We start from the raw sequence: 26742 nt of genomic DNA, 5'->3' as shown, positions 1-26742 counted from the left end.
GCGCGGGAATGACGTTGATATAGTCCGCGTCTACGCAACGCCATTGGGTGCCCGCCTGCGCGGAAACGACGGTGATATAGTCCGCGTCCGCTCGACGTCATGCGGTCCGGCCGGCGCGGGAAGGACGGTTTGCGGATCACGCGCCGGCCAGGGCGGCGCGGCGGATCGGGAAGGAAGAAACATAGGCCGCAGGGCTGCTGCCATCCCAGGCCTTGCCGTCCATCAGCACGGAGCGGCGCATCAGGCCGGACGGCGCCGGCACGCCGGCCAGCACGGCCGCCTCGCGGTACAGGCCCACGCGGTTGACGCGGGCGGCCACCGCCGCGTAGTCGACGTCGTCGCGCAGCAGGCCCCAGCGCCGGTGCTGGGTCATGAACCACATGCCGTCGGACAGGTAGGGGAAGTTGGCGGCGCCGTCGGCATGGAAGCGCACGGGATCGGGATCGACCCAGCGCCGCCCCAGGCCGTTGTCGTACTCGCCGTGCAGACGCGCGGCGATCGTGTGGCGGTCGGCGTTCACGTAGCCGGGGCTGGACAGCACCTCGGCCGCCGCGTCGCGGTGCTCGCCCGATTCGTCGAGCCAGCGCCCCGCTTCCAGCACCGCCGCGACCAGCGAGCGGCACGCGTGCGGATTGGCGTCGACGAACGCCGCCGTCGCACCCAGCGCCTTGCCGGGGTGGTCCGGCCAGATGTCCTGGCTCGTCGCGGCCGTGAAACCGCTGCCGTCCAGCAGCGCGCGGGTGCTCCACGGCTCGCCCGCGCAAAAGCCGTCCATGTGCCCGGCCGCGAGGTTCACGGCCATCTGGCTGGGCGGCACGGTGACGACCTGCACGTCGCGCAGCGGATCGATGCCGCCGGCGGCCAGCCAGTAATAGAGGAACATCGCGTGGTTCCCCGTCGGGAACGTGTGCGCGAACGCGAAACGGCGCGTGCCCGTGCGGATGGCGGCGGCCAGTTGCGGGAGGTCGGCGATGCCCTGGCGCGCGAGCGCGCGCGCCAGCGTGATCGACTGGCCGTTGCGCGACAGGTTCATCAGCACGGCCATGCGCGTGGACTGGCCGCCGATGCCGTTCTCCACACCGTACAGCATGCCGTACAGCGCGTGCGCCACGTCGATCTCGCCCTGCAGCAGGCGGTCGCGCATGCCCGACCACGAGTGCTGGCGGCACAGTTCCAGCTTGATGCCGTATTTCTCGTCCAGCCCCAGCACGGACGCCATCACGAGGGACGCGCAATCCGTCAGGGGCATGAAGCCGGCCCTGATCACGGTCTTTTCCGGACGATCCGATCCGGCCACGAATGCGTGTGCCATGCTTTTCCTTTGTCTTACCCGAGGAGATCCTCGACGTCCAGGATGCGCTGGGCCACTTCGGCCAGCCTGAGTTTCTTGTTCATCGCCATCGTGCGCAATCGCTGGTAGGCCTGCTCTTCCGTCAGCTTGTTGCGCGCCATCAGCAGGCCCTTGGCGCGCTCGATCAGCTTGCGGTCGGCCAGCTGGCGGCGCGTGTCCGACAGTTCGTCCAGCAGCTTCTGCTCGCGCGTGAAGCGCTTCAGGGCCACGTCCAGCACGGGTTTCACGCGCTCGGCCTGCAGCCCGTCCACGATGTACGCGGTCACCCCCGCCTCGATCGCGGCGTCCATGCTCGATGGCGTCTGGTCGTCCGTGAACAGGACGATGGGCCGCGGCTCGTCGCGCGTGGCGATCACGATGTGCTCGAGGACGTCGCGCGCGTCCGATTCGCTGTCGATGATGATCATGTCCGGCTGGATCTGCGCGATCCGCTCGGGCAAAAAGATGTCGGCCGGCAGCGAGGCGACGATGTCATAGCCGGATTCCAGCAGCCCGATGCGCAGCGCCGTGTTGCGCCGGGCCTGCGCGGCGAGCGCGGCCTCGTCCGTGGCGTGATCCGGCACGGTGTTGACGACGACGATGCGCAGGGTGCGCTGGACCATGGGAGGCGATTTCATGCCCATGGGGCATGCAAGTTTCGGGCCAGACGCCCAGATATTCAGCAGCCGCATGATATGACTGCGAATCCGCTTTAGTTGTCGCTCAGAAAATATTCACAAAACAGATGGTCCGCATCATAAATCGAAAGTTCATTTATGACTGGGTTGTCCCTATACTGCATCGCAACACGACAGATTTCCACCGGAGATGACAATGACTACCGCAACGATCACCAAGGCGCAGGACAAGGGTCTGCGCCACCATATCGCCGACACCTTCGGCAAGATCCGCGACTTTGCGATCGAACTGTACACCGCGCACGGCGGCTGGATCGTGCCCGACGTCGCCCAGCCGGCCAGCGGCGCGTTCGCCCGCAGCAAGATGCAGCGCCACGCCGGCATCATCATCCTGGGTCCGTTCTGCGCAGCCGCGCTGGCCCCGGACGCCGTCCGCGACACCCCGAACAACTAAGCAAAGCCAAGGATAAAGATCATGACCCCAGTCGAATACCTCACCGTCGGCATCTCGGCCGCCGCCATCGTTACCCGCATCGTGATGTTCGTGCGTAACCCGACCGTCACCGCCCCGACCGAACTGTGGCTGGCCGACGCGCCGACCGAACTGTGGATGGCCGAATACGCGCAACCGAAAGCGGCCGCGTAAAGCCACCCGGTCGTAAAACGTCTCCACACGCCCGGCATTGGCCGGGCGTTGTTTTTTGTACTTACGCACGCGCGCCACTTCCGCAAGCGAATCCGCACAGCATCGTTGTCGGCTGAGCTAGAATGCTTTTTTGCAATTTCTCACCAAGAAAAGCATTCTTGTTCTTCATTTATCCACCCGACTGATGATGCGACTTCCCACTTTCGCCGTTCTCGCCGCGCTGCTGGCGCTGCCCGCCGCCGCCTCGACGCCCGTGACCCTCGACCAGGCCATGGCCAACCCCGACTGGATCGGCACCCCCGTGGAAGCGGCGTGGTGGAACTGGGACGGCAAGCAGGTCTTGTATAAACAGAAGCGCACCGGCTCGCCGCTGCGCGACACGTGGCGCGTCAACGCGGCCCGCGCGGGCCATGCGGCACAGGTGGCGGATGCCGAACTCGCCAGGCTGGACAGCCCGGAAATGCTGTTCGACCGCGCCCGCACGCGCGCCATCGTCGTGCGCAATGGCGACCTGTTCGAGCGCGACCTCAAGAGCGGCGCCCTCGTGCAGATCACGCGCAGCAACGGCGCGGCGATCCAGGCCGTGCAATATTCGGCCGACGAGCGCAGCGTGCAATTCCGTATCGGCGACGACTGGTTCGGCTGGGATCGCCGCGAGCGCGTGCTCGGCCCCATCGCTTTACCGCGCGCCGCCAAGGACCCGAACGCGGCGGAACCCGACGCCCTGCGCGACATGCAGCTGCGCCTGTCGACGATATTGAAACGCCAGAAGGACGAGCGCGACGCCACCCGCGCCCAGGCCGAGGAACAGCGCCGCGCCGATCCGACCCGCGCGCCGGCCCCGATCTATTTGGGCGACAAGGTCGCGATCCTGAACAGCGCGCTGTCGCCGGACGGCCGCTGGCTGCTCGTCGTGACGGGTCCGAAGACCGCGGACAAGGGCCGCGCCGGCAAGATGCCCCGCTACGTGACGGAAAGCGGCTACGAGGAATTCTCGGAAGAGCGCACGCGCGTCGGCCGCAACACGCCGCACGGCCACGGCCTGAAGCTCGTGAATCTCGCCACGCACGAGGTGAAGGACCTGGCGTTCGACGTCCTGCCCGGCATCGCGGCCGACCCGCTGGCGCAGTTGCGCGCGGCGCACAAGCTCGATCCGCTGAAGGGCAACCGCCCCGTGATGATCGGCTTCGACGGCGAGGCGATCACGTGGAGCCTGGACGGCGCCAACGCGGCCGTCATGTTCCGCGCGGTCGACAACAAGGACCGCTGGATCGCCACCGTCGACCTGCCGCACGCGACGTTGAAGCCCGTGCATCGCCTGACGGACGAGGCCTGGGTCAACTACGACAACAATGAATTCGGCTGGCTGCCGGACAGCACGACGCTGTGGTATCTGTCGGAGGAAACGGGCTATTCGCACCTGTACGTCCGCGACGCGACCGGGCGCACGCGCGCGCTCACGCAAGGGCCATGGGAAGCGTCCGACGTGGCCTGGTCGGCCGACGGCCGGACCGCCTGGCTGCTGTGCAACCGCAAGACGCCGGGCACGTACGAAGTGTGCGCCGTGGACGTCGCGGACAGCGCCACGCGCGAGGTGAGCAGCCTGGCCGGCGTGCAGGATTTCCGCCTGTCGCCGGACCAGAACAAGCTGCTCGTGCACTATTCCGGCCCTTACCTGCCGGCGCAGATCGCGACCGTGCCCGCGCACGGCGGCGAAGCCGTCAGGCTGACCGACACCCGCACGCCGGAATTCAAGGCGCACGACTGGATCCAGCCGCAGTTCGTGACGATCCCGTCGACCCACGGGGCCGCGCCCATCTGGGCCAAGCTGTACCGCCCTGCGCAGTTCGAGCCGGGAAAAAAATATCCGGTCGTGATGTTCGTGCACGGCGCGGGCTACCTGCAGAACGTCACCCAGCGCTACACGCCGTACTTCCGCGAGCAGATGTTCCACAACCTGCTCGTGCAGAACGGCTACGTCGTCCTCGACATGGACTACCGCGCGTCGAAGGGCTACGGCGTCAAATGGCGCACGGCGATCTACCGCCAGATGGGCCACCCGGAGCTCGACGACTACCTGGACGGCGTGAACTGGATGGTCGCCAACGAACAGGGCGACGCGGCCCGCGTGGGCATCTACGGCGGCAGCTACGGCGGCTTCATGACGTTGATGGGCATGTTCCGTGCGCCCGACGTATTCAAGGCCGGCGCCGCGCTGCGCCCGGTGTCCGACTGGAGCACGTACAACCACGAGTACACGGCCAACATCCTGAATACGCCGGACGTCGATCCGGAGGCGTATAAAACGTCGTCGCCGATCGAGTACGCGCAGAACCTCAAGGGCCACCTGCTGATCGCGCACGGGATGGTCGACGACAATGTGTTCTTTCAGGACTCCGTGCGCATGGCGGAGCGCCTGATCGAATTGAAGAAGGATCACTGGGAGCTGGCGCCGTATCCGCTGGAGCGGCATTCGTTCGTGCAGCCGGAAAGCTGGTATGACGAGTACCGGCGCATCTATCAGCTGTTCGAAAGAACGCTGAAATAAACGTCGTCGTGCCGGCGTTCGCGTCTGGGCGGCGTTCGCGTGGGCTCGGGGAGCCCACCCTACGGCTGTTTGAAAGAACGTTGAAACAACCGTAGGGTGGGCACCCTGTGCCCACGCGTGACGTTTGCGTCGCGCCGGGGTTTGCGTCGTGCCGGGGCTTGCGTCGTGCCGGCGTTTGCGTCTGGCCGGCGTTCGCGTGGGCTCGGGGAGCCCACCCTACGGGGTTCTTGCTCCTGCTTCGAACCACGCGCCGATCTGCGCCCGCTCGGCATCCGTCATATGGGTCATGTTCGCGAGCGGCATCGCCTTCAGCTGGACGGCCTGCTGGTAGATGCGCGGCGCGTTCCGGGCAATGCCTTCGGCGTCGTCCAGCATCACGCCGGCGGGCGCGCTCGCGAAACCGGGCTGCGTCGGGTGCGCCGCGTGGCATGACACGCAGCGCAGGCGCACGATCGCCTCGACCTGCGCAAAATCGACCTTGCCTTGCGGCGCACCCGGCCGCGGCGGCGCCAGCACGACCGCGAGTCCCAGCAACAGCGCGGCGCCGATCGCCGGATAAATCCACTCCACGCGTCCCTTGTGGCGCAGGTTGAAGAAGTGGCGGATGAACACGCCCGCCGCCATGATCGTGCCCAGCACGGCCCACGCGTGCGGATGGCGATAGGTCATCGCGAAGTGGTTGCTGATCATGATGAACAGCACCGGCAAGGTGAAGTAATTATTGTGGACGCTGCGCTGCTTGCCGCGGATGCCGTGGACGGGGTCCGGCGTGGCGCCCGCGCGCATCGCCTCGACCATCTTGCGCTGCCCCGGAATGATCACCATCGCCACGTTCGCGACCATGATCGTGCCGATCATCGCCCCCACGTGGATATAGGCCGCGCGGCCGCTGAGGAAATGCGTGAGCACCCAGGCCGCACCGACCAGCAGCGCAAAAATCACGGCGCCGAACGCGAGATCGTGGCGCCCGAGCGGCGAGCGGCACAGCAGGTCGTACGCGACCCAGCCGGCGACGAGGCTCCCGGCGCCGAGGCCGATGGCCTGCCAGGTCGACAGGTCGGCCACGCTGCGGTCGACCATCATCGCCTGCGCATTGAACCAGTAGACGACGAGGAGCAGCGCAAAGCCCGACAGCCACGTCGCATACGCTTCCCATTTGAACCAGTGCAGCTCGGCCGGCAATTCGGCCGGCGCGACGAGGTATTTCTGCGGGTTGTAGAAGCCGCCGCCGTGCACGGCCCACAACTCGCCGGCCACGCCCTTGCGCGCGAGGTCGGAGCCGGGCACCGGCGGCCGCAGCGAATTGTCCAGCCAGACGAAGTAGAACGAGGCGCCGATCCAGGCGATGCCGGTGATGACGTGCAGCCAGCGCACCAGCATGTTCATCCATTCGAGGACATACGGGACCAGGTATCCAACCGCTTCCATGACGACTCCTTCAGAGCGTGACCGGCAGGCGACAGTGCCTGCGATTTATTTTATTCAACATGAAAAATAACGTATATTTAAAATCAGACTTCGTATATAACCTGGCCCGCCCATGTCCTCCCTGCCCCAGCACCTCGACCTGCACCTGATCCGCATCCTCTACCTGCTGCTGGTGGAAAAGAACGTGTCGCGCGTCGCGCTCAAGCTGAACCAGCCGCAGCCGTCGATCTCGGCCTCGCTGCGCAAGCTGCGCGAACTGACGGGCGACCCGCTGCTCGTGCGCGGCGCGCGCGGCATGGTGCCGACCCAGCACGGCGAAAGCCTGCTCAAGCCGGCCAAGCGCATCCTCGACGAGACGGAGAACCTGTTCGTCCGCAAGACGCCGTTCGTGCCGGAGCAGGCCGACCGCACGTACCACATCGCCGCGCCGGACTACCTCGACACCCAATTCCTGCCGGGGGTCGTCGCGTCGATCCGGCGCGGCGCCCCGAACAGCCGGGTGACGATCCACCACCTGGGGCCGGGCACGGACTACCTGCGCATGCTGTCCGACGGCGAGATGGACCTCGTGATCGCCAACTGGGACGAGCCGCCGTCGCACCTGCACATCTCCAAGCTGTTCGAGGACCCGATCATCTGCACGATGCGCGCCGACAGCGCCTACGCCAAGCGCACGGCGGCCGACGCGATGACGGTCGAGGACTACCTGACCCTGCCCCACGTCGCGCCGACGGCCATGCTGCCCGGCTACCACGGCGTCATCGACGCCTTCCTCGAACGCCAGGGCCTGCACCGCAAGGTGGCCGTGGAATGCCCGTATTTCGGCCTGATCCCGTACATGCTCACGCAGACCGACCTCGTGCTGACGACGGGCCGCCAGTTCATCCGCTTCTACGAAAACACGCTGCCGCTGAAAAACTTCACGGTCCCGATCAAGTTCCCGCCGATGCGCTTCTACCAGCTGTGGCACCAGCGCGTGCACCAGTCGCCCGAGCACAAATGGCTGCGCGACCAGGTGACGGCCGCGGCCAAGGTGGTCGTCAACCGGTAACGTTGTGCCGACACGTCGCGCACGTCGCGCGTGGGCGGACGCCGCCCACCTACCTGGCCAGCGCCTGCTGCATCTGCGCCGTCATCTGCTGGAACTGCAGCGCCAGTTTCCGGCACGGTTCCTGCTTTGCTTCACACAGCACTTTCATCTCGACGAACGTCCCCTTGTCGGTCTTGCGGATCAGGCGCCGGACGACGGCCGGGTAGGCGTCGTGCTCCTTGGGCACGAACGACCAGACGGCCAGTTCCGGCTTCGGGACGGTGATGACGGTCCAGCCGTCCGGATGGGTGACCTTGGCGTCCGGCGCTTTCTGCAGGGCGGACAGCGCGTCGGCGACGCGGGTATAGCCGAGCGGACGGGGTGCGTCGGCGCTCTGCGCCTGCGCGTGGGCGGCGCCGGCCAGGGTCAGCGCGGCGGCGAGGGGGATGGCGAATCGTTTCATGAGGTCGTATCTGGTTGACATGGCGACATCGTGACATGCCGGGGTCATCCCGGCAACACGATTCGCGCCCGCCCCTTTGGCACCGTTCCGTGTGAGAATCGGGGGCGGTCAAAAAATTTTCGCCGCGCATGAACCTTGGCGCGGTCAACGGGTATTCACCGCTAAACAGTAGAGAGCGCATGCGTGGATAGGAGAATCGAAGAAACGGCTTCGGCGGCTGGAACGGCCGAGAGCGAGGCCAGCCTGATCGGCCGTGTCGCGGCCGGGGACCGGCGCGCCTTCGAGATGCTGTACCGCGTGTATTTCCCGCGCCTGGCGCGCTTCCTGCAACGGATGACGCGCAGCGTGCCGCTGATCGAGGAAATCGTCAACGATACGCTGCTCGTCGTCTGGCAGAAGGCCGCCACGTTCGACGGCAGCTGCAAGGTCTCGACCTGGGTCTTCGCGATCGCGTACCGCAAGGCCTGCAAGGCGCTGCACGCGCTCGACGAGCCGGCGGGCGACGCCGCCGACGAGTGCGTGGGCGACGATGCCGGCCGGCCCGACTGGCGCTTCGAACAGCAGCGTCTCGCGCATGCCGTCGACGTGGCCGTCGCCGCGCTGCCGCTGGCGCAGCGGGCCGCGTTCCAGCTGACCTTCTATCACGACATGGGTTACGCAGAAATCGCAGAAATCATGGAATGTCCCGTCAACACCGTCAAAACGCGCCTGTTCCACGCGCGCCGCCGCCTGGCAACGCTGCTGGAAGACCAGCTGGAGACCCGGTCATGAACCCGTACAGCCATCCCGAAGCCCAGGATGCCCTGCCCTGGCTCGCCAACGGGACCCTCGCCGGGGCGGAACTGGAACGCGTGCAGGCCCACGTGGCCACCTGCGCCGACTGCCGCGCCGACCTCGCGCTGCTGCGCACGGTGCGCGCGGCCGGGCCGGGTCCGGACCTCGGCTTCGACCCCGACCGCGCGCTGGCGCGCCTGATGCCGCGGCTGGACGCGACTCCCGTGGAGGACGACGTCCCCGTGCCGTGCGCGCTGCCGCAGGCGGAGACGCTGCCGGAGACGGAGACCGTCGCGGAGACGGCGGCGCTGCCGGGGTCGGCGACGCCGGGCCTGCTGCAGCGCTGGCGCGACCGCCGCGCCGCCAACGACGGCGCCTGGCTGCGCGCCGCCGTCGCCGCGCAATTCTGCGCCATCGCGGTGCTGGCCGCGCTGCTGGCGCGTCCGGCCGCGCATCCTGACGCGCCCGGCGACTACCGCGTCCTCGGCGCGGCCGGCGCGAACGGCGCGGCGCGGCTCGTCGTGACCTTCCGGCCCGACACGCCGGAGCGCGAGCTGCGCCGCATCGTGCGCGCCAGCGGTGCGCGCATCGTCGGCGGGCCGACCGTCACGGATGCCTGGCTGGCCGGCGCGGACGGCCGCCTCGGTCCCGTGCTGGCCCGGCTGCGCGCGGAACCGGCCGTGACGCTGGCCGAACCGTTGTCCACGGACGGCCAGCCGTGAAACAGGTACTCGCCCGCCTCCTGGCGCTGTGCACAGCCCTGTGCGCGCTCGCATGCGTGGTGCCGCGCGCGAACGCGGACCCGCCCACCCCGCACGCGGCGTCGGCGCCCGCCGCGCACCAGGTGCTCGTGATGCTGCGCATGCCGTCGCCGCACTTCCGTCCCGACGGCGCGTACGGCGGCGGCTACACGGACGACGGCACCCGCGCCGCGCGCCGCCGCGTCGCGCGCGACCTCGCCGCCGCCTACGGCCTGCGCGTCGTCGACAACTGGCCGATGCCCGCGATCGGCATCGACTGCTTCGTGATGGAAGACACGGGCACCGGTCCCGTCGACCGCCTGCTCGACACGCTGGCGCACGATCCCCGCGTCGCGTGGGCCCAGGCCATCCAGGAATACCGGAGCCTCGGCGGCGGCGACCCGCTGCTGCCCGTGCAGCCGGCCGCGCAGGTGTGGCAGCTGACGACGCTGCACCGCGCGAGCACGGGACGCGGCGTGACGGTGGCCGTCGTCGACAGCGGCGTCGACGCGAACCACCCCGACCTCGCGGGCCAGGTCAAGCTGCGCCGCAATTTCGTCGACGCGTATCCGGACGGGCCCGAGGCCCACGGCACGGCCGTCGCCGGCATCATCGCCGCGCGCGAAGGCAACGGACAAGGCATCGCGGGCATCGCGCCGGGCGCCAAACTGCTGGCGCTGCGCGCGTGCTGGGAGACGGCGGGACCGCCCGCCCGCTGCAACAGCTTCACGCTCGGCAAGGCCATCAATTTCGCGCTGATGAACGATGCGGGCGTCATCAACATGAGCCTGGGCGGACCGCGCGACCGGCTGCTGGAGGCCCTGCTCGACGCGGCCCTCGCGCGCGGCGTGACGCTCGTCGGCGCGGCCGATCCGGCGCAGCCCGACGGCGGCTTTCCCGCATCGCACCCGGGCGTGATCGCGGTGGCGTCCGACACGCAGCGCGCGCCGCCGCCCGGAGCGCTGCGCGCGCCGGGAACGGACGTGCCCACCGCGCTGCCGGGCGCGCGCTGGGGCATGGTGTCCGGCTCGTCGTATGCGGCGGCCCACGTGGCGGGCCTGGCGGCGCTGATCCTCGAACTGCGTCCCGGCACGGCGCCGGCCCGGCTGCGGGCGGACCTCGACGGCGGCGCGCGCGTCTTTCCCGCCGCGTTGGCATCGGGTACGGGACAAGCTGGTAGCATAGACGCCTGCGCGGCCATTGCACGCGCCGCCGGAGCCTGCGTTTGCCTATGCCCATCGACGACCACGACCGCCAGCCTGCCCTCCCCGCGCCCGCATTGACGGGCGCATTTGCATTCTTCCTTGCCGCCATGGTCCTGGCACGCGCCGCCTCGGCCCAGACCAGCGGCGACCTCACCCTCGTGTCCGAATACGCCGCGCGCGGCCTCTCGCTGGGCGCCCGCCCCGCCCTGCAGCTGCGCGTGGACCACGACTTCGATGCCGGCTGGTACGCCGGCGCCTTCGCCTCGCCCATCGAGTTGTATGGCCGCAGCCAGGGCCTCCTGATCGTCTACGGCGGCCGCGCGCTGCCGCTGACGTCGCGGTTGTCCTGGGATGCCGGCGTCACCCGCACGATCTACCTGCGCGACCACCACGTCGACTATCAGGAGTTCTACGCCGGCCTGACGCTCGACCGCGTCAACGCGCGCCTGTCCTATTCGCCCGCCTATTACGGCGCGGGCCGCACGATCTACCTCGACCTGAACGGCGGCATCCCGCTGGGCGAGCGCCTGGCGCTGGCCCTGCATGCGGGCGCGCTGCATCCGTTCGGCAGCGATTATCGCCGCGACGACCGCGACCGCAACCGCGCCGACCTGCGCGCCACGCTCGCCTACGACACGGGCGACTGGCGCCTGCAGGCAGGCTGGCAGACCCTCGTGCGCGGGTCCGGCAGCAGCTTCCCGCGTGCGCGTGCCCTCGTGGCCGGCGCCAGCCTGCACTTCTGAAAACACCCGCGATTCGATTGAACCTTGCACGCCGCCGGGGGCATTAACGTCGTCCCTTCCCGACGCGTCCTACAGAGGAGCAATCATGAACCTGCAATCGAAAACGGCCGTCCGCCTCGTCAAGGCCGGCCTGTGCGGCATCGTCCTCGGCGCAGCCGTCGCGTCGTGTGGCGGCGGTGGCGACGACCACCCGATGACGACGCCCGTCGTCATGCCGCCGGCAATCACGAGCGCCTTCGCGACCACGGCCCTCGTCACCGACCAGTCCAGCGGCGCGGCGCATACCGACACGCACCTCGTCAACGCCTGGGGTCTCGCGTTCAATCCGACGGCCTTCGTCTGGGTCGCCAACAACGGCACGTCGACGTCGACGCTGTACGACGGCAACGGCGTGCCGCAGACGCTGGTCGTCGCCATCCCGGCCGGCACGTCCGGCGCGGCCAGCCCGACCGGCATCGTCTACAACGGCAGCACCGACTTCAAGGTCACGCAGAACGGCGTGACGGGCGCGAGCCCGTTCATCTTCGTGGGCGAGGCGGGCACCGTGTCGGGCTGGTCGCCCGGCGTCAACCGCACGAATGCCGTGACGGCCGTCGACACGGGCGGCAGCGCCGTCTACAAGGGCCTGGCGATCGGCGCGTTCGCGGGCGCGAACTACCTGTACGCGGCCGACTTCCGCAACAACCGCATCGACGTCTACGACGCCGGCTTTCAAAAGGCCACGCTGCCCGGCGGGTTCGCCGATCCGAACCTGCCGGCCGGCTACGGGCCGTTCGGCATCCAGGCCGTCGGCGACCGCATCTACGTCGCGTATGCGCAGCGCGAAACGGGCGGGAACGACGAGGTCAAGGGCGCGGGGCTCGGCGTCGTCGACGTGTACGACATGGGGGGCACGTTCCTGCACCGGCTGGCGGCGGGCGGCGCGCTGAACGCGCCGTGGGGCATCGCGCTGGCGCCGGCGAACTTCGGGGACTTCAGCAATGCCCTGCTGGTCGGGAACTTCGGCGACGGCAGGATCAACGCCTACAACCCGTCCACCGGCGCCTTCATCGGCACGTTGTCCCGGGCCGACCACACGCCCATCGTCATCGACGGCCTGTGGGGCATCGCCTTCGGCAACGGCGTGAACAACCAGCCGGCGAACACGCTGTTCTACACGGCCGGCCCCGGCGACGAGGCGCACGGCATCTACGGCCGCATCGACATGCAGTAGCCGTCAGCGCGCGAGGAACGATGCGAACATGGCGATCGTCGCCGCCGCCATCACGCCGGTGCACAGCCAGCCCAGGACGCGCAGGCGCGGCGCGATCGTCAGCTCGCCCATGATGCGGCTGCTCGACGCGACCAGCATCATGATCGTCATCACGGGCACGGCGATGACGCCGTTCAGCACCGCGCTCCAGTACAGCGCCTTGATGGGATCGAGCGGCATGAAGTTGACGCCGACGCCGGCCAGCGTCGCGACGATGATGATGGCGTAGAACTTGCGCGCCGCCGAGAATTCGGAGCCCAGGCTGCTCTTCCAGTGGAACGTGCCGGCCATCGCGTACGCGGCGGACCCGGCCAGCACGGGGATCGCCAGCAGGCCCGTGCCGACGATGCCCAGCGCGAACAGGGCGAACGCGAGTTCGCCCGCGACGGGCTTCAGCGCCGATGCCGCCTGCGCCGCCGACGTCAGGTCGCGCACGCCCTGCGCGTGCAGGGTCGCGGCGGTCGTCAGCATGATGAAGAACGCGACGGCGTTCGATACGGCCATGCCGACCAGCGTGTCGAAGCGGATGCGGCTGAACTGGCGCTGCACCTGCTCGGGCGCGTGGCGCAGCGGCCGCGCATCGTCGTCCGCGCGCAGCTCCTCGACTTCCTGCGACGCCTGCCAGAAGAACAGGTAGGGACTGATCGTCGTGCCGAACACGGCGACGATGGTGGTCAGGTACGCCTTGTTCCACGCGATCCGCGGCCACACGGTGGACTGAAGCACCTCGCCCCACGGCACGTGGACGACGAACACGGTGGCCACGTACGCGAGCAGCACGAGCGTCAGCCATTTCAGCAGGTTGACGTAGCGCTGGTAAGGGATGAACACCTGCAGCAGCACGGACAGTACGCCGAAACCGACGGCGTACCAGAGCGGCCGTCCGGGCAGGATGAGCGCCATCGCTTCTCCCATCGCCGCCACGTCGGCCGCGATGTTGATGACGTTCGCAATGAGCAGCAGGCCGACGATGCCCCACACCACGTGGCGCGGCGCGAAACGCTGGAGGTTGGTGGCGAGTCCGCGCCCCGTCACGCGGCCGATGTGGGCGCTGATGACCTGGATGGCGGCCATCAGCGGATACGTCAGCAGCAGCGTCCACAGCAGGTTGAACCCGAACTGGGCGCCGCCCTGCGAATACGTGGCGATGCCGCTCGGGTCGTCGTCGGCCGCGCCGGTGATCAGGCCCGGCCCCAGCTTCGACAGCCAGGTCGAGGCTTGCGGTGACGGCGGCGCGATCGTCCCGTCGGCATCCTTGGTGTCTTCATCTTTCATGAAGCCCATCATGCACGCATGTGCGCGGGCGATATGTACGCCTGCGCACACAGTGCAGGGGCCGTAATGCTCCCCTAATGCTCCCCACGTCGTCCCCGCGGAGGCGGGGACCCAAGTTTTTAGCGTACCGCCAGCCTGCAAAATTGGGCCCCCGCCTGCGCGGGGGCGACGGCATGTTTTGCAGTAACGGCCGTTATTTCTCCGCCGCGATCCACTTCTCCACCTGCGCCTGCAGGATCGGCAGCGGCAGCGTGCCGTCGCCCAGCACCACCTGGTGGAACTTCGCGTAGCTGAACTTCGGACCCAGCGCCTTCTGCGCCTGCGCGCGCAGGCCGAGGATCTTGAGCGCGCCGACCTTGTAGGCCAGCGCCTGGCCCGGCCACACCATGTAGCGCTCGACCTGATTGGCGGCACGCTCCTCGCTGTAGCCGAGGTTGTCCATCATGTACGCGATCGCCTTCTCGCGCGACCAGCCCTGCGCGTGCATGCCGGTGTCGACGACGAGGCGCACGGCGCGCAGCAGTTCGTCGTTCAGGTGGCCGTAGTACGCGGCCGGATCGTCGTACAGGCCGAATTCGCGGCCCAGCGTCTCGCAGTACAGCGCCCAGCCTTCGGTGTAGGCGGCGGCGCTCGGGTGCTCCGTGAAGAACTTGCGGAAATCCGGCAGCGGCAGTTCCTTCAGCAGCGCCGCGTGCAGGTGGTGGCCCGGCACGCCTTCGTGCAGGAGCAGGGTCGTCATGCCGACCACGCTGTAATCCCTCGGGTCGTTGACGACGGCCCAGAACACGCCCGGATGCGACCCGTCCGCCGCGACCGGCGTGTAGTGGTCGGACGCCGTGGCGCGCGTCAGTTCCGGTTCCAGCTGGATGTCCAGCTTCGCCTTCGGCAGCAGGGTGAAATACTGCGGCAGCTTCGCCTCGACGGCGGCGTAGATCGCGCGGTAGCGGTCCAGCACTTCACGGTCGGTCTTGAACGGCTTGAAGCGCGGCTGGGCGGCGACCCATTGCGGGAATGTCTTCAGCGGGCCGTCATACCCCAGCCTGGGCGCCAACGCCGCCATCTCCTGCTGGATGCGCGCCACTTCCTTTTCGCCCAGCGCATGGATCTCGGCGGGCGTCAGGTCGAGGTTCGTGTTGTTGCGGATGCGCGCGCGGTACCACGCGGCGCCGTCCGGCAGCGCGCCGTAGCCGGCCGTCGCGCGGCCCGCGGGCAGGTAGTCTTTTTCGAGAAACGCGTTCAGGCGCGCGAGCGCGGCGTCGATCCGTTGCGCGGCCTGGCGGTAGCCGGCCGTGAGCGTCTTCTTGTCCTGGTCCGCGAAGCCGGCCGGCAAGCGTTTGATGGGCGTGTAAAAAATACTGGCTTCCGCATCGCTCGCAGCCAGCTGGCGGAACTGCGGCAGCATCTTCGCGGTGATCGCCTTCGGCTGCACGACGCCCGCGCGCATGCCCTCCTTCATGTTGGCGATGGCCTGGTCGATCCAGGCCGGCAGCTGTTCCAGCCGGGACAGGTAGGCGCGGTACTGGGCCGGCGTCGCCAGCGGCTGCGAGCCCGTGCCGCCCGCGTAGTTCGCCAGCGTGCTCGGGATGTTGTCGAAGTGGTTCAGCGGCAGCAGGTGCTCGGGGAAGCGTTCAAGGTCGAGCTGGCTCTGGATCTCGAAGGCGAGGATGTCGTAGTTCAGCCGCGCCTTGTCGCCCAGGCGCGCGCGGTCGATCTTGTGCAGGTCGTCGAGCAGCCCGTGGTTCGCGGCGAAGTAGGCCGCGCGCACTTTCGGGGCGATCGCCATGCCGATCTGGTCGTCGTAGCGGCTGTCGCCGTTGGCCGTCGCGTACAGCAGCGGGTCGAAGCGGGCGCGCGCATCGTAGAAGCGGGCCGAAAGGCTGTCCAGCTGGCGCTCGGCGGCGGATGCCGCCGGGGTCGCGGCGGTTGCGGCGGCGTGGGCGGACAGGATAGGTGCGCCGGCCGACAGCAGGGCCGCGAGGATGGCGGCGTTCAGGGTGCGGTTCATGAATCTCCTTTGTGAGGTTATTTCCCGAAAGCATACTACGACTTGTCATCCCGACCATCTCCATGGCGATGCACCGGACTGCGCCGCGCATCCCCATTTTGGCGCATGACCGCACCGCCACGGTGCTTGTGCACGCTTACGGGGCAATCCATATGACATGCTCGCCCGGAGTGCACCCTTTCACCAAATTGGAACGTTTATTGCTACCCAGAAGTGCTTATTCAACCAACTTGCACTTTTTTGGAGTAGTACGCATGGATGCATACAAAAGCGGAGCCGACGCGCTCTTCATCTTGCTCGGCGGCATCATGATCCTGGCGATGCACGCCGGCTTCGCCTTCCTCGAACTGGGCACGGTGCGCCGCAAGAACCAGGTCAACGCGCTGGTCAAGATCCTGATCGACTTCGCGGTCTCCACCATCGCCTATTTCTTCGTGGGCTATGGCATCGCCTACGGCATCCACTTCATGGGCGCCACGAGCACGCTCGTCGCCAAGAACGGCTACGAGCTCGTGAAGTTCTTCTTCCTGCTGACGTTCGCCGCCGCGATCCCCGCCATCATCTCGGGCGGCATCGCCGAACGCGCCAAGTTCCATCCGCAGATGGCCGCCACCGCCCTGCTCGTCGGCCTCGTGTATCCGCTGTTCGAAGGCATCGCCTGGAACAACCGCTTCGGCGTCCAGGACTGGCTCACCGCCACGTTCGGCGCGGCTTTCCACGACTTCGCGGGTTCCGTCGTCGTGCACGCCGTCGGCGGCTGGGCCGCGCTGCCGGCCGTGCTGCTGCTGGGCGCGCGCCGCGGCCGCTACACCAAGGATGGCCGCATCTCGGCGCACCCGCCGTCGAACATCCCGTTCCTCGCGCTGGGCGCCTGGATCCTCACCGTCGGCTGGTTCGGCTTCAACGTGATGAGCGCCCAGACGCTGGACAAGATGAACGGCCTGGTCGCCGTGAACTCGCTGATGGCCCTCGTCGGCGGCACCCTGGTCGCATTCGTGATGGGCAAGAACGACCCGGGCTTCGTCTACAACGGTCCGCTGGCCGGCCTCGTCGCCGTGTGCGCCGGCTCCGACCTGATGCATCCGATGGGCGCCCTCGTGACGGGCGCGATCGCGGGCGCGATCTTCGTCGTGATGTTCACCCTGGCGCAGAACCGCTGGAAGATCGACGACGTGCTGGGCGTGTGGCCCCTGCACGGCCTGTGCGGCGCGTGGGGCGGCATCGCGGCCGGCATCTTCGGCAGCCGGGCGCTGGGCGGGCTCGGTGGCGTGTCGCTGGCGTCGCAGCTGATCGGCACCCTGCTGGGCATCGCCATCGCCGGCATCGGCGGCGTGATCGTCTACGGCCTGCTCAAGGTCACCGTCGGGCTGCGCCTGGACGCCGAGGAGGAATTCGACGGCGCCGACCTGGCCATCCACCGCATCAGCGCCACGCCGGAACGCGAGACCACGTTCCAGTAAGCCCCGCGCGTCAAGCCTCGCGCGCGGCCGCGTCCTCGCCTTCGCCGGCGCCGCCGCGCGCCACGGCGCGCAGGATCGCCGCCGCCAGCGCGGCCGGCTCCACCGGCTTCGCCAGGTAATCCGTGAAGCCGGCCTGCAGCGCCTTGGCGCGGTCGTCCTGGCGCGTGAACGCCGTCAGCGCGATGGCGGGAATGCCGGCCGTCGCGGCGCGGCGGCGGATGCGCCGCATCATCTCGAAGCCGTCGACTTCGGGCATGCCCACGTCGCTGACGATCACGTCCGGCACCTCGTGCTCCAGCAGGGCCAGCGCCGCGCCGGCGCTCGGCGCCGTCATCGTGGCGGCGCCGCTGTACGCCAGGATCTGTTCCAGCACGTCGAGCGTATCGGGCGCGTCGTCGACCACCAGCACCCGTACGCCGGACAAGTCGGCCAGGTCGCCCCTGGCCGCCGGCGCGACGGGCCGCGTCCCCGCCACCGGCACCACGGCCGCCGGCTGGCGCGCGAGCGGCAGGCGCACGGTGAAGGTCGTCCCCGCCTGGGGCCCCGCGCTGTCCACGGCGATGGTGCCGCCGTGCAGTTCGACGAGCTGCTTGGCGATCGACAGCCCCAGTCCGAGGCCGCCGTGCTGGCGCGAGATCGACGCGTCCTGCTGGCGGAAGCGGTCGAACACGTAAGGCAGGAAATCGGCCGCGATGCCGATGCCGGAATCGATCACGCGGATCACGGCCTCAAAGCCGTCGCGTCCCAGCAGCACCTGCACGCTGCCGCCGGACGGCGTGAACTTGACCGCGTTGGCCAGCAGATTCCACAGCACCTGCTGCAGCCGCCCCGGATCGGCGCTCACCTCGAGCGGCAAGGCGCCCACCCCGCGTCCCAGGTCGGCGCGCAGGGCAATCATCTTGGCCGCCGCGGCCGGATGCACGGTGCCCAGCGCGGCCTCGATGATCCGGGCCGGATCGACCGCCTGCACGTCCAGGCGCACGGTGCCGGAAATGATGCGGCTCATGTCGAGCAGGTCGTCGATCAGCTGGCCCTGGGCGCGCGCGTTGCGTTCGATGGTCTCGAGCCCGCGCCGGAGGGTCGCTTCGTCCTTCACGCCCCGCTGCAGCATGCCGGCCCAGCCGAGGATCGCGTTGAGCGGCGTGCGCAGCTCGTGCGACAGCGTGGCCAGGAATTCGTCCTTCAGCGCGGACAGGCGCTCGGCCTGGTCGCGCGCGATGCGCTCGCGTTCGAGCAGTTGCTGGCGTTCGGCCGCCGTCGCCTGCGACATCGCGAGGATGCGCGCGTTCGCTTCCAGCCGGGCTTCGAACACGGACGCGATGAGGGCGAGGCCGAGCACGCAGAACGTGGCCAGCACGACGAGCGTGGCGAGGCTGTCGCGGTGCACGCCGACGCGCGCGGCCATGCACACGCTGTCGTCCGGGAAGTTCGCTGCCGCCATGCCCGTGTAGTGCATGCCGACGATGGCGCAGCCCATCACGACGGCGGCGCCGATGCGCGGCACCCACACGTCCGGCGTGCTGCGGCGCAGCCGGAAGGCGATCCACAACGCCAGCGCCGACGCGCCGACGGCGATCAGCACCGACAGCGCGAACAGCAGCGGGTCGTACACGATGCCCGGCTCCATGCGCATGGCGGCCATGCCCGTGTAATGCATCGCGTTGATGCCGATGCCCATGATCAGACTGCTGACGCCCAGGCGCACGGGCCCGAGGTTCGCGCGGCTGACCTGCCACAGCGCGAGTCCGGACGCGCCGATCGGCAGCACCAGGGAGACGAGGGTGATGGGAACGTCGTAGGCGATCGGAATCGGCAGGCGGAACGCCAGCATTCCAACGAAGTGCATGGCCCAGATCCCGGACCCCATCGCGATCGCGCCGCCCAGGATCCAGGCGAACTTGGTGCGTCCGGCGGCTTCCGTCACCCGGCCAGCCAGGCTGAGCGCGGAATAGGACGCGACGATCGCGACGAGGATCGAAGTCAGGACCAGCGGGGTTTCATAATATCCGGTCAGCATCGTCGACGCGCATGAGTGGCAAAACGCAAGGACATGACGATCCTTGCGGCCCCGAGGGCTTTGGCCACAGTATGCTACCGCCGCCCGTCTTCGGCCAGAATAGTAACAGGAAATCGCATTTTGTTACTGGTGCGCAACAATTTCAGCCGGCGCGGGTCAGGCGCCCCCGGCGATGCCGGCCCGCTCCAGCATCGCGTGCAGCAATACGTTGCAGCCGGCTTCCAGGTGCGCGGGCTGGGCGTCTTCGATCTCGTTGTGGCTGATGCCATCCTTGCACGGCACGAAGATCATGCCGGCGGGCGCGAGCCGCGCGACATAGATGGCGTCGTGGCCGGCGCCGGACACGACGTCCATCGTCGAGTACCCCAGCTTGTCCGTGGCGGCGCGCACGGCGTCCACGCAGTCCGGGTGGAACGGGCAAGGCGGATAGTAGGACACGCGCTCCAGGTCGATGCCCAGGCCCGTCGCGCGCCGCGTGCGCTCGATGAACGCTTCGATCTCGCCGTGCATCGTGTTCAGCAGGTCATCCGTCACGTTGCGCAGGTCGATGCTGAACTTGACCCGGCCGGGAATCACGTTGCGGCTGTTCGGGAAGACCTGCACCATGCCCACGGTGCCGCGGCCGTACGGCGGATAGCGGTTCGCGATCGCCACCACTTCCTGCATGATGGTCGTGGCCACCTGCAGCGCGTCGCGGCGCAGGTGCATCGGCGTGGGGCCGGCGTGCGCCTCCATGCCGGTCACCGTGCAGTCGTACCACGACAGGCCCATCACGGCGGGCACCACGCCGATCACCTTGTCCGCATCTTCGAGCACGGGCCCCTGCTCGATGTGCGTTTCGAAATAGGCGCCGATGGGGTGCATGCCCGGCGCTTGGGCGCCGCGGTAGCCGATCCGTTCCAGCTCCTCGCCGACCGACTTGCCGTCGACGTCGCGGGCGGCGTACGCCGTCTCCAGGCTGAACGCGCCGCAGAACACGCCGGAACCCATCATCACGGGCACGAAGCGCGAGCCTTCCTCGTTGGTCCAGAACGCGACTTCGATCGGCGCTTCCGTGCGGATGCCGCGCTCGTTCAGCGTGCGCACGACTTCCAGCCCGGCCAGCACGCCGTAGTTGCCGTCGAACTTGCCGCCGGTCGGCTGGGTGTCGATATGGCTGCCCGTGACGACCGGCGGCAGGGCCGGATTCGCACCCTCGCGGCGCATGAACACGTTGCCGATCGCATCGACGGTGACGGCGAGGCCCTCCGCCTGCGCCCACCGGACGACGAGGTCGCGGCCCTGGCGGTCGAGGTCAGTCAGCGCGAGGCGCTTGACGCCGCCCTTGTCGGTGGCGCCGATTTGCGCGAGTTCCATCAGGGAGGCCCACAGGCGGGTGCCGTTGATGCGCAGGTCGTTCATGTTGTTCTCCGGTTAGTGCTTATATCACCGTCGTTCCCGCGAAGGCGGGAACCCAATTTTGTTCGCGTTTCGATAACGCATATAACTTGGGTCCCCGCCAAGGCGGACGGCCAGTCCGGGGACGACGTTTACGTGGTGCTGGTGAATGCGGGCCGTTCGACATATCGCCCGGCGCCCCGCTCCGCGCGCAGATCCCCATCCGCATACACGAGCTTCCCGGCCGCCACCGTGTGCGTCGGGATGCCGCGCACCGTGCGGCCTTCGAACACGTTGAAGTCGCCCTTCGAATGCTGCGTCTTCGCCGACAGCGTGCGCGTGCCTTGCGGGTCCCACACGACGAGGTCCGCATCCGCGCCCACGGACACTGAGCCCTTGCGCGGATAGATGTTGAAGATCTGCGCCGCGTTCGTGGAAGTGACCTTCACGAATTCGGACGGCGTCAGGCGCCCCGTGTTCACGCCGGCGTCCCACACGACGGCCATGCGTTCCTCCACGCCGCCGCAGCCGTTCGGGATGCGCGTGAAATCGTCCGCACCCATCCCCTTCTGGCCGGCACAGAAGGTGCAGTGGTCGGTCGCCGTCGTGTGCAGGTTCCCGCCCTGCAGGCCCTGCCACAGCGCCGTCTGATGATGGCTGGAGCGGAACGGAGGGCTCATCACGTAGGCACGCGCGACTTCGGGGTCGGCATGGCGGTAGACGCTGTCGTCGATGACGAGGTGGCCCGCCAGGGCCTCGCCGTACACGCGCTGGCCGCGCGCGCGGGCGCGGGCGATGGCGTCCAGCGATTCGGCGCACGACACGTGCACGATGTACACCGGCGTGCCGAGGACGCCGGCGATGGCGATCGCGCGGTTCGCCGCCTCGGCTTCCACCGCGGGCGGGCGCGACAGCGGATGCGCTTCCGGCCCGCGGATGCCCTTCGCCAGCAGTTCGCGCTGCAACTGGTACACCAGCTCACCGTTCTCCGCGTGCACGGTCGGGATCGCGCCCAGTTCGAGCGCGCGGCGGAAGCTGTTCACCAGCGTCTCGTCGTCGGCCATGATGGCGTTCTTGTACGCCATGAAGTGCTTGAAGCTGTTCACGCCGTGCGCCTTGACGAGCGTGCCCATGTCTTCGTGCACCGAGTCGTCCCACCACGTGACGGCCACGTGGAACGTGTAGTCGGCCGCCGCCTTTTCGGCCCAGCCGCGCCACGTGTGGAACGCGTCCATCAACCGCTGCTTCGGATCGGGGATGACGAAGTCGATGATCGTCGTCGTGCCGCCCGCGAGGCCCGCCGCCGTGCCGGTATAGAAATCGTCGGCGGTGACGGTGCCCATGAACGGCAGCTGCATGTGCGTGTGCGGGTCGATCCCGCCCGGCATCACGTACTGGCCGCCGGCGTCGACGACGGTCGCGTGCGCGGGCGCTTCCAGGTTCGCGCCGACGGCGATGATCTTGTCGCCCTCGGTGAGGACGTCGGCGCGGAAGGCGCGGTCGGCGTTGACGACGGTGCCGCCACGGATCAGGATGGTCATGGTGTCCCCTTGTGCAAAAGGATGCTTCAGTCGAGCGAACGGGCCGGATGCAGCGCCGGCGCCGCCCTGCCCTTCATCATGAGGCGGTACACGAGCGCGGAAATCGCGATCCCGACGAACCAGGCATAGGTGTACAGGGTTTTGAAACCGGCGTCCACGTCCGGGAACGATTCCGGAAACGCCGCGTTCAGGAAGCCCGGGATATTCGGCAGCACGCCGGCGGCGAACGCCACGATGGCCGCCGGGTTCCAGCCGTTGCGATAACCGTAGATGCCGTCGTCCTTGTACAACTGGTCGACGGCGAGTTCCGTGCGGCGGATCAGGTAGTAGTCGACGATCAGCACGCCGGCGATGGGCCCCAGCAGCGCGGAATAGCCGATCAGCCACGTGAAGATGTAGCCCTGCGTCGATTCGAGGATCTTCCACGGCATCATCACGAGCGCGATGCCGGCCGTGAGGTAGCCGCCCGTGCGGTACGAGATGTGGCGCGGCGCCAGCGCGGAAAAGTCGTAGGCCGGGCCGACGAGGTTCGCGGCCAGGTTGACGCTGACGGTGTCCACGAGCAGCACGATCAGCGCGATCAGCACGGCGGCCCCGGTCATGCGGCTGGCCAGGTCGACCGGGTCCCACAGCGCCTTGCCGTACAGGACGACGGTGGCCGACGTGACGATGACCGCGAGCGCGGCCAGCAGGCCCATCGGCACCGGCAGGCCGATGGACTGGCCCAGCACCTGGTCGCGCTGCGTGCGCGCGAAGCGGGTGAAGTCGGGGATGTTCAGCGCGAGCGTGGCCCAGAAGCCGACCATCGCCGTCAGCGACGGCCAGAACGTGGGCCAGAACTGGCCCGCCTTCCTGCCGCCTTCGACGAATTGCGAGGGCGCGGCCAGCAGCGGGCCGAAGCCGCCGGCCTTCTGGTACACCCAGCCGAGCAGCACGAAGCAGATCAGGATCTTGAGCGGCGCCGTGTACGTCTCCAGCTTGCGGATCGAATCCATGCCGTGCACGATGAACCAGAACTGGATGGCCCAGAACACGATGAAGCACAGCAGCTGCGCGCCGTTGATGCCCAGGCCGGCGAGCTTGTCGCCGCCGATCGCATGCCCGGCCAGCACGCCCAGCAGCGTGTAGATCATGCTGCCGCCGAACCACGTCTGGATGCCGTACCAGCCGCAGGCGACGATGGCGCGCATCAGCGCCGGCAGCCGCGCCCCGCGCGTGCCGAACGCGGCGCGCGCCAGCACGGCGTACGGAATGCCGTACTCGGTGCCCGCGTGGCCGATCAGCAGCATCGGCAGCAGCACGATGGCGTTCGCGAGGAACACGGTGAACACGGCCTGGTAGGCGGACATGCCGGCCTCGATCAGGCTGGCCGACAGCGTGTAGGCCGGGATGCACATCACCATGCCGACCCACAGGGCGGCGAAGTGATACCAGCGCCACGTGCGCTGCGCCGCGCTCGTCGGCGCCAGGTCTTCGTTCCACAGGTCCTGGTTCGTTGCGGGGTCGATGCTCATCGGGCGGTCTCCATCGGTTGCGGTGCAATATTAACTACGCGTCGTCCAATGTTACCTCCGCCCGCGGATTCCGTGGGTCCTGCGTCCAGTTCATGTAGGGCTTGCCCGTCTCTTGCGGCACCATGGTGATGCACCCTTCGACCGGACAGGTGATCTCGCACAGGTTGCACCCCACGCATTCCTGGTCGATGACCTCGTAGCGCCGCGCATTCCCGTCGACGATGCGCGCGACCGCCTGGTGCGACGTGTCCTCGCACGCCACGTGGCAGCGGCCGCACTGGATGCATTTGTCCTGGTCGATGCGCGCGATCACCTGGTAATTCATGTCCAGGTATTTCCAGTCCGTCGTGTTGGGCACGGCCTTGCGCGAGAACGCCGCGATGTTCTCGTACCCCTTGCCGTCCATCCAGCGGGATAAACCGTCCTTCATCTCCTCGACGATGCGAAAGCCATGCAGCATCGCGGCGGTGCACACCTGCACCGAGCCGGCGCCCAGCGCGATGAATTCGGCCGCGTCGCGCCAGTTGCCGATGCCGCCGATGCCGGAGATCGGCAGGCCGCGCGTGACCGGGTCGCGCGCGATCTCGGCCACCATGTTCAGCGCGATCGGCTTGACGGCCGCGCCGCAATAGCCGCCGTGCGTGCTGGCGTTGCCGACGGCCGGGAACGCGACCATGCGGTCGAGGTCCAGGTGCGTGATCGAATTGATCGTGTTGATCAGCGAGACGGCATCCGCGCCGCCCGCCAGCGCCGCGCGGGCGGGTGCGCGCACGTCGGTGATGTTGGGCGTCAGCTTGACGATCACCGGCAGCCGCGTGTACATCTTGCACCAGCGCGTGACCTGCTCGATCAGGTCGGGCTGCTGGCCCACGGCCGCGCCCATGCCGCGCTCGGGCATGCCGTGCGGGCAGCCGAAGTTCAGTTCGATGCCGTCGGCGCCCGTCGCCTCCACGAGCGGCAGGATCTCGCGCCACGGCGCTTCCTCGCACGGCAGCATCATCGACACGACCAGCGCGCGGTCGGGCCACGCCTTCTTGACCGCCGTGATCTCGCGCAGGTTGATGTCCAGGCTGCGGTCGGTGATCAGTTCGATGTTGTTGAAGCCGATGACCTCGCGGTTCTTGCCGTGCAGCGCCGAGTAGCGCGACGACACGTTGACGGCTGGCGGGTCCTCGCCCAGCGTCTTCCACACGACGCCGCCCCAGCCGGCCTCGAAGGCGCGCACGACGTTATAGGCCTTGTCGGTCGGCGGCGCGGACGCCAGCCAGAAAGGGTTCGGCGACTTGATGCCGCAGAAATCGATGCTCAGGTCGGCCATCATGCCTCCGCTTTGGAAAGGATGTCGTCATGGATCGCCAGCGCGGCCAGCTTGCCGTGCTGGACGGCCTGCACCGTCAGGTCCTGCCCCGGCGCCACGCAGTCGCCGCCCGCGTACACGCCCAGCAGCTTGGTCCTGAATCGCGCGTCGACGTGGATCTTGTCGCCATTGCGTTCAAGTTCGCTCGCGAGCGGATCGGACAAAGAGTCCGCGTCCATGTGCTGGCCGATGGCCTTGAACACGGCGTCGGCCGCGATGTCGACGAAGGCGCCCGTGCCGGCCAGGCGGCCGTCGATCATCCGCGTCTCCTCGAAACGCATGCCGCGCACGCGTCCCGCGTCGTCCAGCAGCACCTCGAGCGGCGCCGCCCACGTGCGGATGCGCACGCCGTTCGTCTTCGCGATCTCGATCTCGTGGCCGGTCGCGCTCATCGCTTCGAAGCCGCGGCGGTAGACGAGCGTGACCTCCTCCGCGCCGAGCCGTCCGATCTGCACGGCCATGTCGACGGCCGTGTTGCCGGCGCCGACCACGATGGCGCGCTTCGGCACCGGCAGCGCCGCGAGGTCGGCCGCCTGGCGCAGCGTGGCGATGTAGTCGACGGCGGCCGCGAGGCCCGGCGCATCCTCGCCCGTGAGACCGAGCCGGCGGCTCGCACCGAGTCCGAGGCCGAGGAACACGGCGTCGTAGCGCGTGTGCAGGTCCTGCAGGTGCAGGTTGCCGCCGAGGACGCGACCGTACTGGATCTCGATGCCGCCAATCGACAGCAGGAAGTCGACCTCCTGCCGCGCGAAGGCGCCCGGCAGCTTGTACTTGGCGATGCCGTATTCGTTGAGGCCCCCGGCCTTTTCGCGCGCCTCGAACACGACGACGTCATGGCCCAGCATCGCCAGCCGGTGCGCGCACGACAGCCCGGCCGGGCCGGCACCGACGACGGCGATGGTCCTGCCGGTCGACGGCGCCCTTTGGAACGGGTGGCCGGCGAACTGCGCGGTGTCGATGGCGTGGCGCTGCAGCAGGCCGATCTTCACGGGCTGGCCTTCGGCGTCGTGGTTGCGCACGCAGGCGTCTTCGCACAGGATCTCGGTCGGGCACACGCGCGAGCAGCTGCCGCCGAAGATGTTCTGCTTGAGGATGTTGACGGCGGCGCCCTCCACATTGCCTTCGTGGATGTTGCGGATGAAGCTCGCGACGTCGATGCCCGTCGGGCACGCGCGGGTGCAGGGCGCGTCATAGCAGTACAGGCAGCGGGCGCTTTCGATGGCGGCCTGGCGCGCCGTCAGCGCCGGCGCGAGGTCGGTGAAGCGCTCGGACAAGGCACCGTGCGTGCCGGCGGCGGGCGGCAGGTGGTGGAGTGACTCGATCATTTGGCATCCCTTTTATACGTGGAGACTCAACCAACGTCGCCCCTGCGGAGGCAGGGGCCCAATTTTGCAAGCGC

Annotated in this window: 22 protein-coding genes; 10 read left to right on the top strand and 12 right to left on the bottom strand. The window is 68.5% G+C overall.

Annotated elements, in window-relative coordinates; translation table 11 throughout:
* Nucleotides 1-136 precede the first annotated feature (136 nt).
* Together ASC93_RS06150 and ASC93_RS06145 are read right to left on the bottom strand one after the other, a co-directional pair.
* Nucleotides 137-1312 (bottom strand): CmpA/NrtA family ABC transporter substrate-binding protein, encoded by a 1176-nt coding sequence (locus tag ASC93_RS06150; protein ID WP_056438755.1) that lies wholly within the window; start codon nt 1310-1312, stop codon nt 137-139.
* Nucleotides 1313-1326: 14 nt separating this feature from the next.
* On the bottom strand, nt 1327-1968 hold the full coding sequence (locus ASC93_RS06145; protein ID WP_229412617.1) for an ANTAR domain-containing response regulator: 642 nt from the start codon (nt 1966-1968) through the stop codon (nt 1327-1329).
* A gap of 196 nt (nt 1969-2164) precedes the next feature.
* On the opposite strand from ASC93_RS06145, the gene ASC93_RS06140 reads away from it, so the two are divergent.
* The 3 genes from ASC93_RS06140 to ASC93_RS06135 all read left to right on the top strand — a co-directional run bounded on the left by ASC93_RS06140 (nt 2165) and on the right by ASC93_RS06135 (nt 5162).
* Nucleotides 2165-2422, top strand: coding sequence for a hypothetical protein (locus ASC93_RS06140; protein ID WP_056438750.1), 258 nt, complete (start codon nt 2165-2167; stop codon nt 2420-2422).
* A 21-nt stretch (nt 2423-2443) separates the two neighbouring features.
* Nucleotides 2444-2614 (top strand): hypothetical protein, encoded by a 171-nt coding sequence (locus tag ASC93_RS30435; protein ID WP_157201760.1) that lies wholly within the window; start codon nt 2444-2446, stop codon nt 2612-2614.
* A gap of 187 nt (nt 2615-2801) precedes the next feature.
* Entirely contained in the window at nt 2802-5162 is a 2361-nt protein-coding gene (locus ASC93_RS06135) for a S9 family peptidase (RefSeq protein ID WP_056439662.1), read from the top strand.
* A gap of 216 nt (nt 5163-5378) precedes the next feature.
* Here ASC93_RS06135 and ASC93_RS06130 read toward each other — a convergent pair whose 3' ends face one another.
* Nucleotides 5379-6590 carry a urate hydroxylase PuuD gene (locus ASC93_RS06130; RefSeq protein WP_056438747.1) on the bottom strand — a complete coding sequence of 404 codons (1212 nt, stop codon included), beginning with the start codon at nt 6588-6590 and terminating at the stop codon, nt 5379-5381.
* A 112-nt stretch (nt 6591-6702) separates the two neighbouring features.
* Between ASC93_RS06130 and ASC93_RS06125 the strand changes: the two genes are divergently transcribed.
* Nucleotides 6703-7641 (top strand): LysR substrate-binding domain-containing protein, encoded by a 939-nt coding sequence (locus ASC93_RS06125; RefSeq protein ID WP_056438743.1) that lies wholly within the window; start codon nt 6703-6705, stop codon nt 7639-7641.
* Nucleotides 7642-7690: 49 nt separating this feature from the next.
* On the opposite strand, the gene ASC93_RS06120 is transcribed toward ASC93_RS06125, so the two are convergent.
* Complete coding sequence (locus tag ASC93_RS06120; protein WP_200958276.1) at nt 7691-8104, bottom strand: hypothetical protein; 414 nt, start codon at nt 8102-8104, stop codon at nt 7691-7693.
* A gap of 162 nt (nt 8105-8266) precedes the next feature.
* Here ASC93_RS06120 and ASC93_RS06115 point away from each other — a divergent pair, with 162 nt between their 5' ends.
* From ASC93_RS06115 to ASC93_RS06095, 5 genes are all read left to right on the top strand, one after another.
* Entirely contained in the window at nt 8267-8854 is a 588-nt protein-coding gene (locus tag ASC93_RS06115) for an RNA polymerase sigma factor (RefSeq protein ID WP_229412616.1), read from the top strand.
* A complete protein-coding gene (locus ASC93_RS06110) occupies nt 8851-9579 on the top strand; it encodes a zf-HC2 domain-containing protein (protein ID WP_056438736.1) in 729 nt (242 codons plus the stop codon). The genes ASC93_RS06115 and ASC93_RS06110 overlap by 4 nt, the downstream gene beginning before the upstream one ends.
* Complete coding sequence (locus tag ASC93_RS06105; protein ID WP_056438731.1) at nt 9576-10880, top strand: S8 family serine peptidase; 1305 nt, start codon at nt 9576-9578, stop codon at nt 10878-10880. Before ASC93_RS06110 ends, ASC93_RS06105 begins: the two co-directional genes overlap by 4 nt.
* Complete coding sequence (locus ASC93_RS06100; protein WP_056438728.1) at nt 10829-11545, top strand: TorF family putative porin; 717 nt, start codon at nt 10829-10831, stop codon at nt 11543-11545. The genes ASC93_RS06105 and ASC93_RS06100 overlap by 52 nt, the downstream gene beginning before the upstream one ends.
* An 85-nt stretch (nt 11546-11630) precedes the next feature.
* Nucleotides 11631-12758, top strand: coding sequence for a TIGR03118 family protein (locus ASC93_RS06095; RefSeq protein ID WP_056438724.1), 1128 nt, complete (start codon nt 11631-11633; stop codon nt 12756-12758).
* 3 nt (nt 12759-12761) lie between these two features.
* On the opposite strand, the gene ASC93_RS06090 is transcribed toward ASC93_RS06095, so the two are convergent.
* On the bottom strand, nt 12762-14072 hold the full coding sequence (locus tag ASC93_RS06090; RefSeq protein WP_056439656.1) for an Nramp family divalent metal transporter: 1311 nt from the start codon (nt 14070-14072) through the stop codon (nt 12762-12764).
* A 193-nt stretch (nt 14073-14265) separates the two neighbouring features.
* The gene (locus ASC93_RS06085) at nt 14266-16077 is read right to left on the bottom strand and encodes a DUF885 family protein (RefSeq protein ID WP_056438722.1); all 1812 of its coding nucleotides are present in this window, start codon (nt 16075-16077) and stop codon (nt 14266-14268) included.
* A gap of 254 nt (nt 16078-16331) precedes the next feature.
* Here ASC93_RS06085 and ASC93_RS06080 point away from each other — a divergent pair, with 254 nt between their 5' ends.
* The gene (locus ASC93_RS06080; RefSeq protein ID WP_056438717.1) at nt 16332-17537 is read left to right on the top strand and encodes an ammonium transporter; all 1206 of its coding nucleotides are present in this window, start codon (nt 16332-16334) and stop codon (nt 17535-17537) included.
* A 10-nt stretch (nt 17538-17547) separates the two neighbouring features.
* Here ASC93_RS06080 and ASC93_RS06075 read toward each other — a convergent pair whose 3' ends face one another.
* From ASC93_RS06075 to ASC93_RS06050, 6 genes are all read right to left on the bottom strand, one after another.
* Nucleotides 17548-19554: an MHYT domain-containing protein gene (locus tag ASC93_RS06075; protein WP_056438715.1), complete on the bottom strand. Its 2007-nt coding sequence runs from the start codon at nt 19552-19554 to the stop codon at nt 17548-17550.
* Between the two features lie 156 nt (nt 19555-19710).
* Nucleotides 19711-20955 (bottom strand): Zn-dependent hydrolase, encoded by a 1245-nt coding sequence (locus ASC93_RS06070; protein ID WP_056438711.1) that lies wholly within the window; start codon nt 20953-20955, stop codon nt 19711-19713.
* A gap of 128 nt (nt 20956-21083) precedes the next feature.
* Entirely contained in the window at nt 21084-22472 is a 1389-nt protein-coding gene (gene hydA, locus ASC93_RS06065; RefSeq protein ID WP_056438708.1) for a dihydropyrimidinase, read from the bottom strand.
* A 26-nt stretch (nt 22473-22498) separates the two neighbouring features.
* Complete coding sequence (locus ASC93_RS06060) at nt 22499-23986, bottom strand: NCS1 family nucleobase:cation symporter-1 (RefSeq protein ID WP_056438705.1); 1488 nt, start codon at nt 23984-23986, stop codon at nt 22499-22501.
* A gap of 34 nt (nt 23987-24020) precedes the next feature.
* Nucleotides 24021-25304: an NAD-dependent dihydropyrimidine dehydrogenase subunit PreA gene (gene preA, locus ASC93_RS06055; RefSeq protein WP_056439653.1), complete on the bottom strand. Its 1284-nt coding sequence runs from the start codon at nt 25302-25304 to the stop codon at nt 24021-24023.
* Entirely contained in the window at nt 25304-26668 is a 1365-nt protein-coding gene (locus ASC93_RS06050; RefSeq protein WP_056438702.1) for an NAD(P)-dependent oxidoreductase, read from the bottom strand. Before ASC93_RS06050 ends, preA begins: the two co-directional genes overlap by 1 nt.
* Between the last annotated feature and the right edge of the window lie 74 nt (nt 26669-26742).

Origin of the sequence: Massilia sp. Root335 (genome assembly GCF_001425685.1) — a bacterium.
Taxonomy (GTDB): Bacteria; Pseudomonadota; Gammaproteobacteria; order Burkholderiales; family Burkholderiaceae_D; genus Telluria; species Telluria luteola.
The sequence above is the reverse complement of the archived record's forward strand: the minus strand, read 5'-3'. Positions and strand labels throughout refer to the sequence as shown.

What these genes read in the sequence shown, in the direction of transcription:
- ASC93_RS06150 (WP_056438755.1), bottom strand. Translation starts at nt 1,312, where the DNA reads ATGGCACACGCATTCGTGGCCGGATCGGATCGTCCGGAAAAGACCGTG.
- ASC93_RS06145 (WP_229412617.1), bottom strand. Translation starts at nt 1,968, where the DNA reads ATGAAATCGCCTCCCATGGTCCAGCGCACCCTGCGCATCGTCGTCGTC.
- ASC93_RS06140 (WP_056438750.1), top strand. Translation starts at nt 2,165, where the DNA reads ATGACTACCGCAACGATCACCAAGGCGCAGGACAAGGGTCTGCGCCAC.
- ASC93_RS30435 (WP_157201760.1), top strand. Translation starts at nt 2,444, where the DNA reads ATGACCCCAGTCGAATACCTCACCGTCGGCATCTCGGCCGCCGCCATC.
- ASC93_RS06135 (WP_056439662.1), top strand. Translation starts at nt 2,802, where the DNA reads ATGCGACTTCCCACTTTCGCCGTTCTCGCCGCGCTGCTGGCGCTGCCC.
- ASC93_RS06130 (WP_056438747.1), bottom strand. Translation starts at nt 6,590, where the DNA reads ATGGAAGCGGTTGGATACCTGGTCCCGTATGTCCTCGAATGGATGAAC.
- ASC93_RS06125 (WP_056438743.1), top strand. Translation starts at nt 6,703, where the DNA reads ATGTCCTCCCTGCCCCAGCACCTCGACCTGCACCTGATCCGCATCCTC.
- ASC93_RS06120 (WP_200958276.1), bottom strand. Translation starts at nt 8,104, where the DNA reads ATGTCAACCAGATACGACCTCATGAAACGATTCGCCATCCCCCTCGCC.
- ASC93_RS06110 (WP_056438736.1), top strand. Translation starts at nt 8,851, where the DNA reads ATGAACCCGTACAGCCATCCCGAAGCCCAGGATGCCCTGCCCTGGCTC.
- ASC93_RS06100 (WP_056438728.1), top strand. Translation starts at nt 10,829, where the DNA reads ATGCCCATCGACGACCACGACCGCCAGCCTGCCCTCCCCGCGCCCGCA.
- ASC93_RS06095 (WP_056438724.1), top strand. Translation starts at nt 11,631, where the DNA reads ATGAACCTGCAATCGAAAACGGCCGTCCGCCTCGTCAAGGCCGGCCTG.
- ASC93_RS06090 (WP_056439656.1), bottom strand. Translation starts at nt 14,072, where the DNA reads ATGAAAGATGAAGACACCAAGGATGCCGACGGGACGATCGCGCCGCCG.
- ASC93_RS06085 (WP_056438722.1), bottom strand. Translation starts at nt 16,077, where the DNA reads ATGAACCGCACCCTGAACGCCGCCATCCTCGCGGCCCTGCTGTCGGCC.
- ASC93_RS06080 (WP_056438717.1), top strand. Translation starts at nt 16,332, where the DNA reads ATGGATGCATACAAAAGCGGAGCCGACGCGCTCTTCATCTTGCTCGGC.
- ASC93_RS06075 (WP_056438715.1), bottom strand. Translation starts at nt 19,554, where the DNA reads ATGCTGACCGGATATTATGAAACCCCGCTGGTCCTGACTTCGATCCTC.
- ASC93_RS06070 (WP_056438711.1), bottom strand. Translation starts at nt 20,955, where the DNA reads ATGAACGACCTGCGCATCAACGGCACCCGCCTGTGGGCCTCCCTGATG.
- hydA (WP_056438708.1), bottom strand. Translation starts at nt 22,472, where the DNA reads ATGACCATCCTGATCCGTGGCGGCACCGTCGTCAACGCCGACCGCGCC.
- ASC93_RS06060 (WP_056438705.1), bottom strand. Translation starts at nt 23,986, where the DNA reads ATGAGCATCGACCCCGCAACGAACCAGGACCTGTGGAACGAAGACCTG.
- preA (WP_056439653.1), bottom strand. Translation starts at nt 25,304, where the DNA reads ATGGCCGACCTGAGCATCGATTTCTGCGGCATCAAGTCGCCGAACCCT.
- ASC93_RS06050 (WP_056438702.1), bottom strand. Translation starts at nt 26,668, where the DNA reads ATGATCGAGTCACTCCACCACCTGCCGCCCGCCGCCGGCACGCACGGT.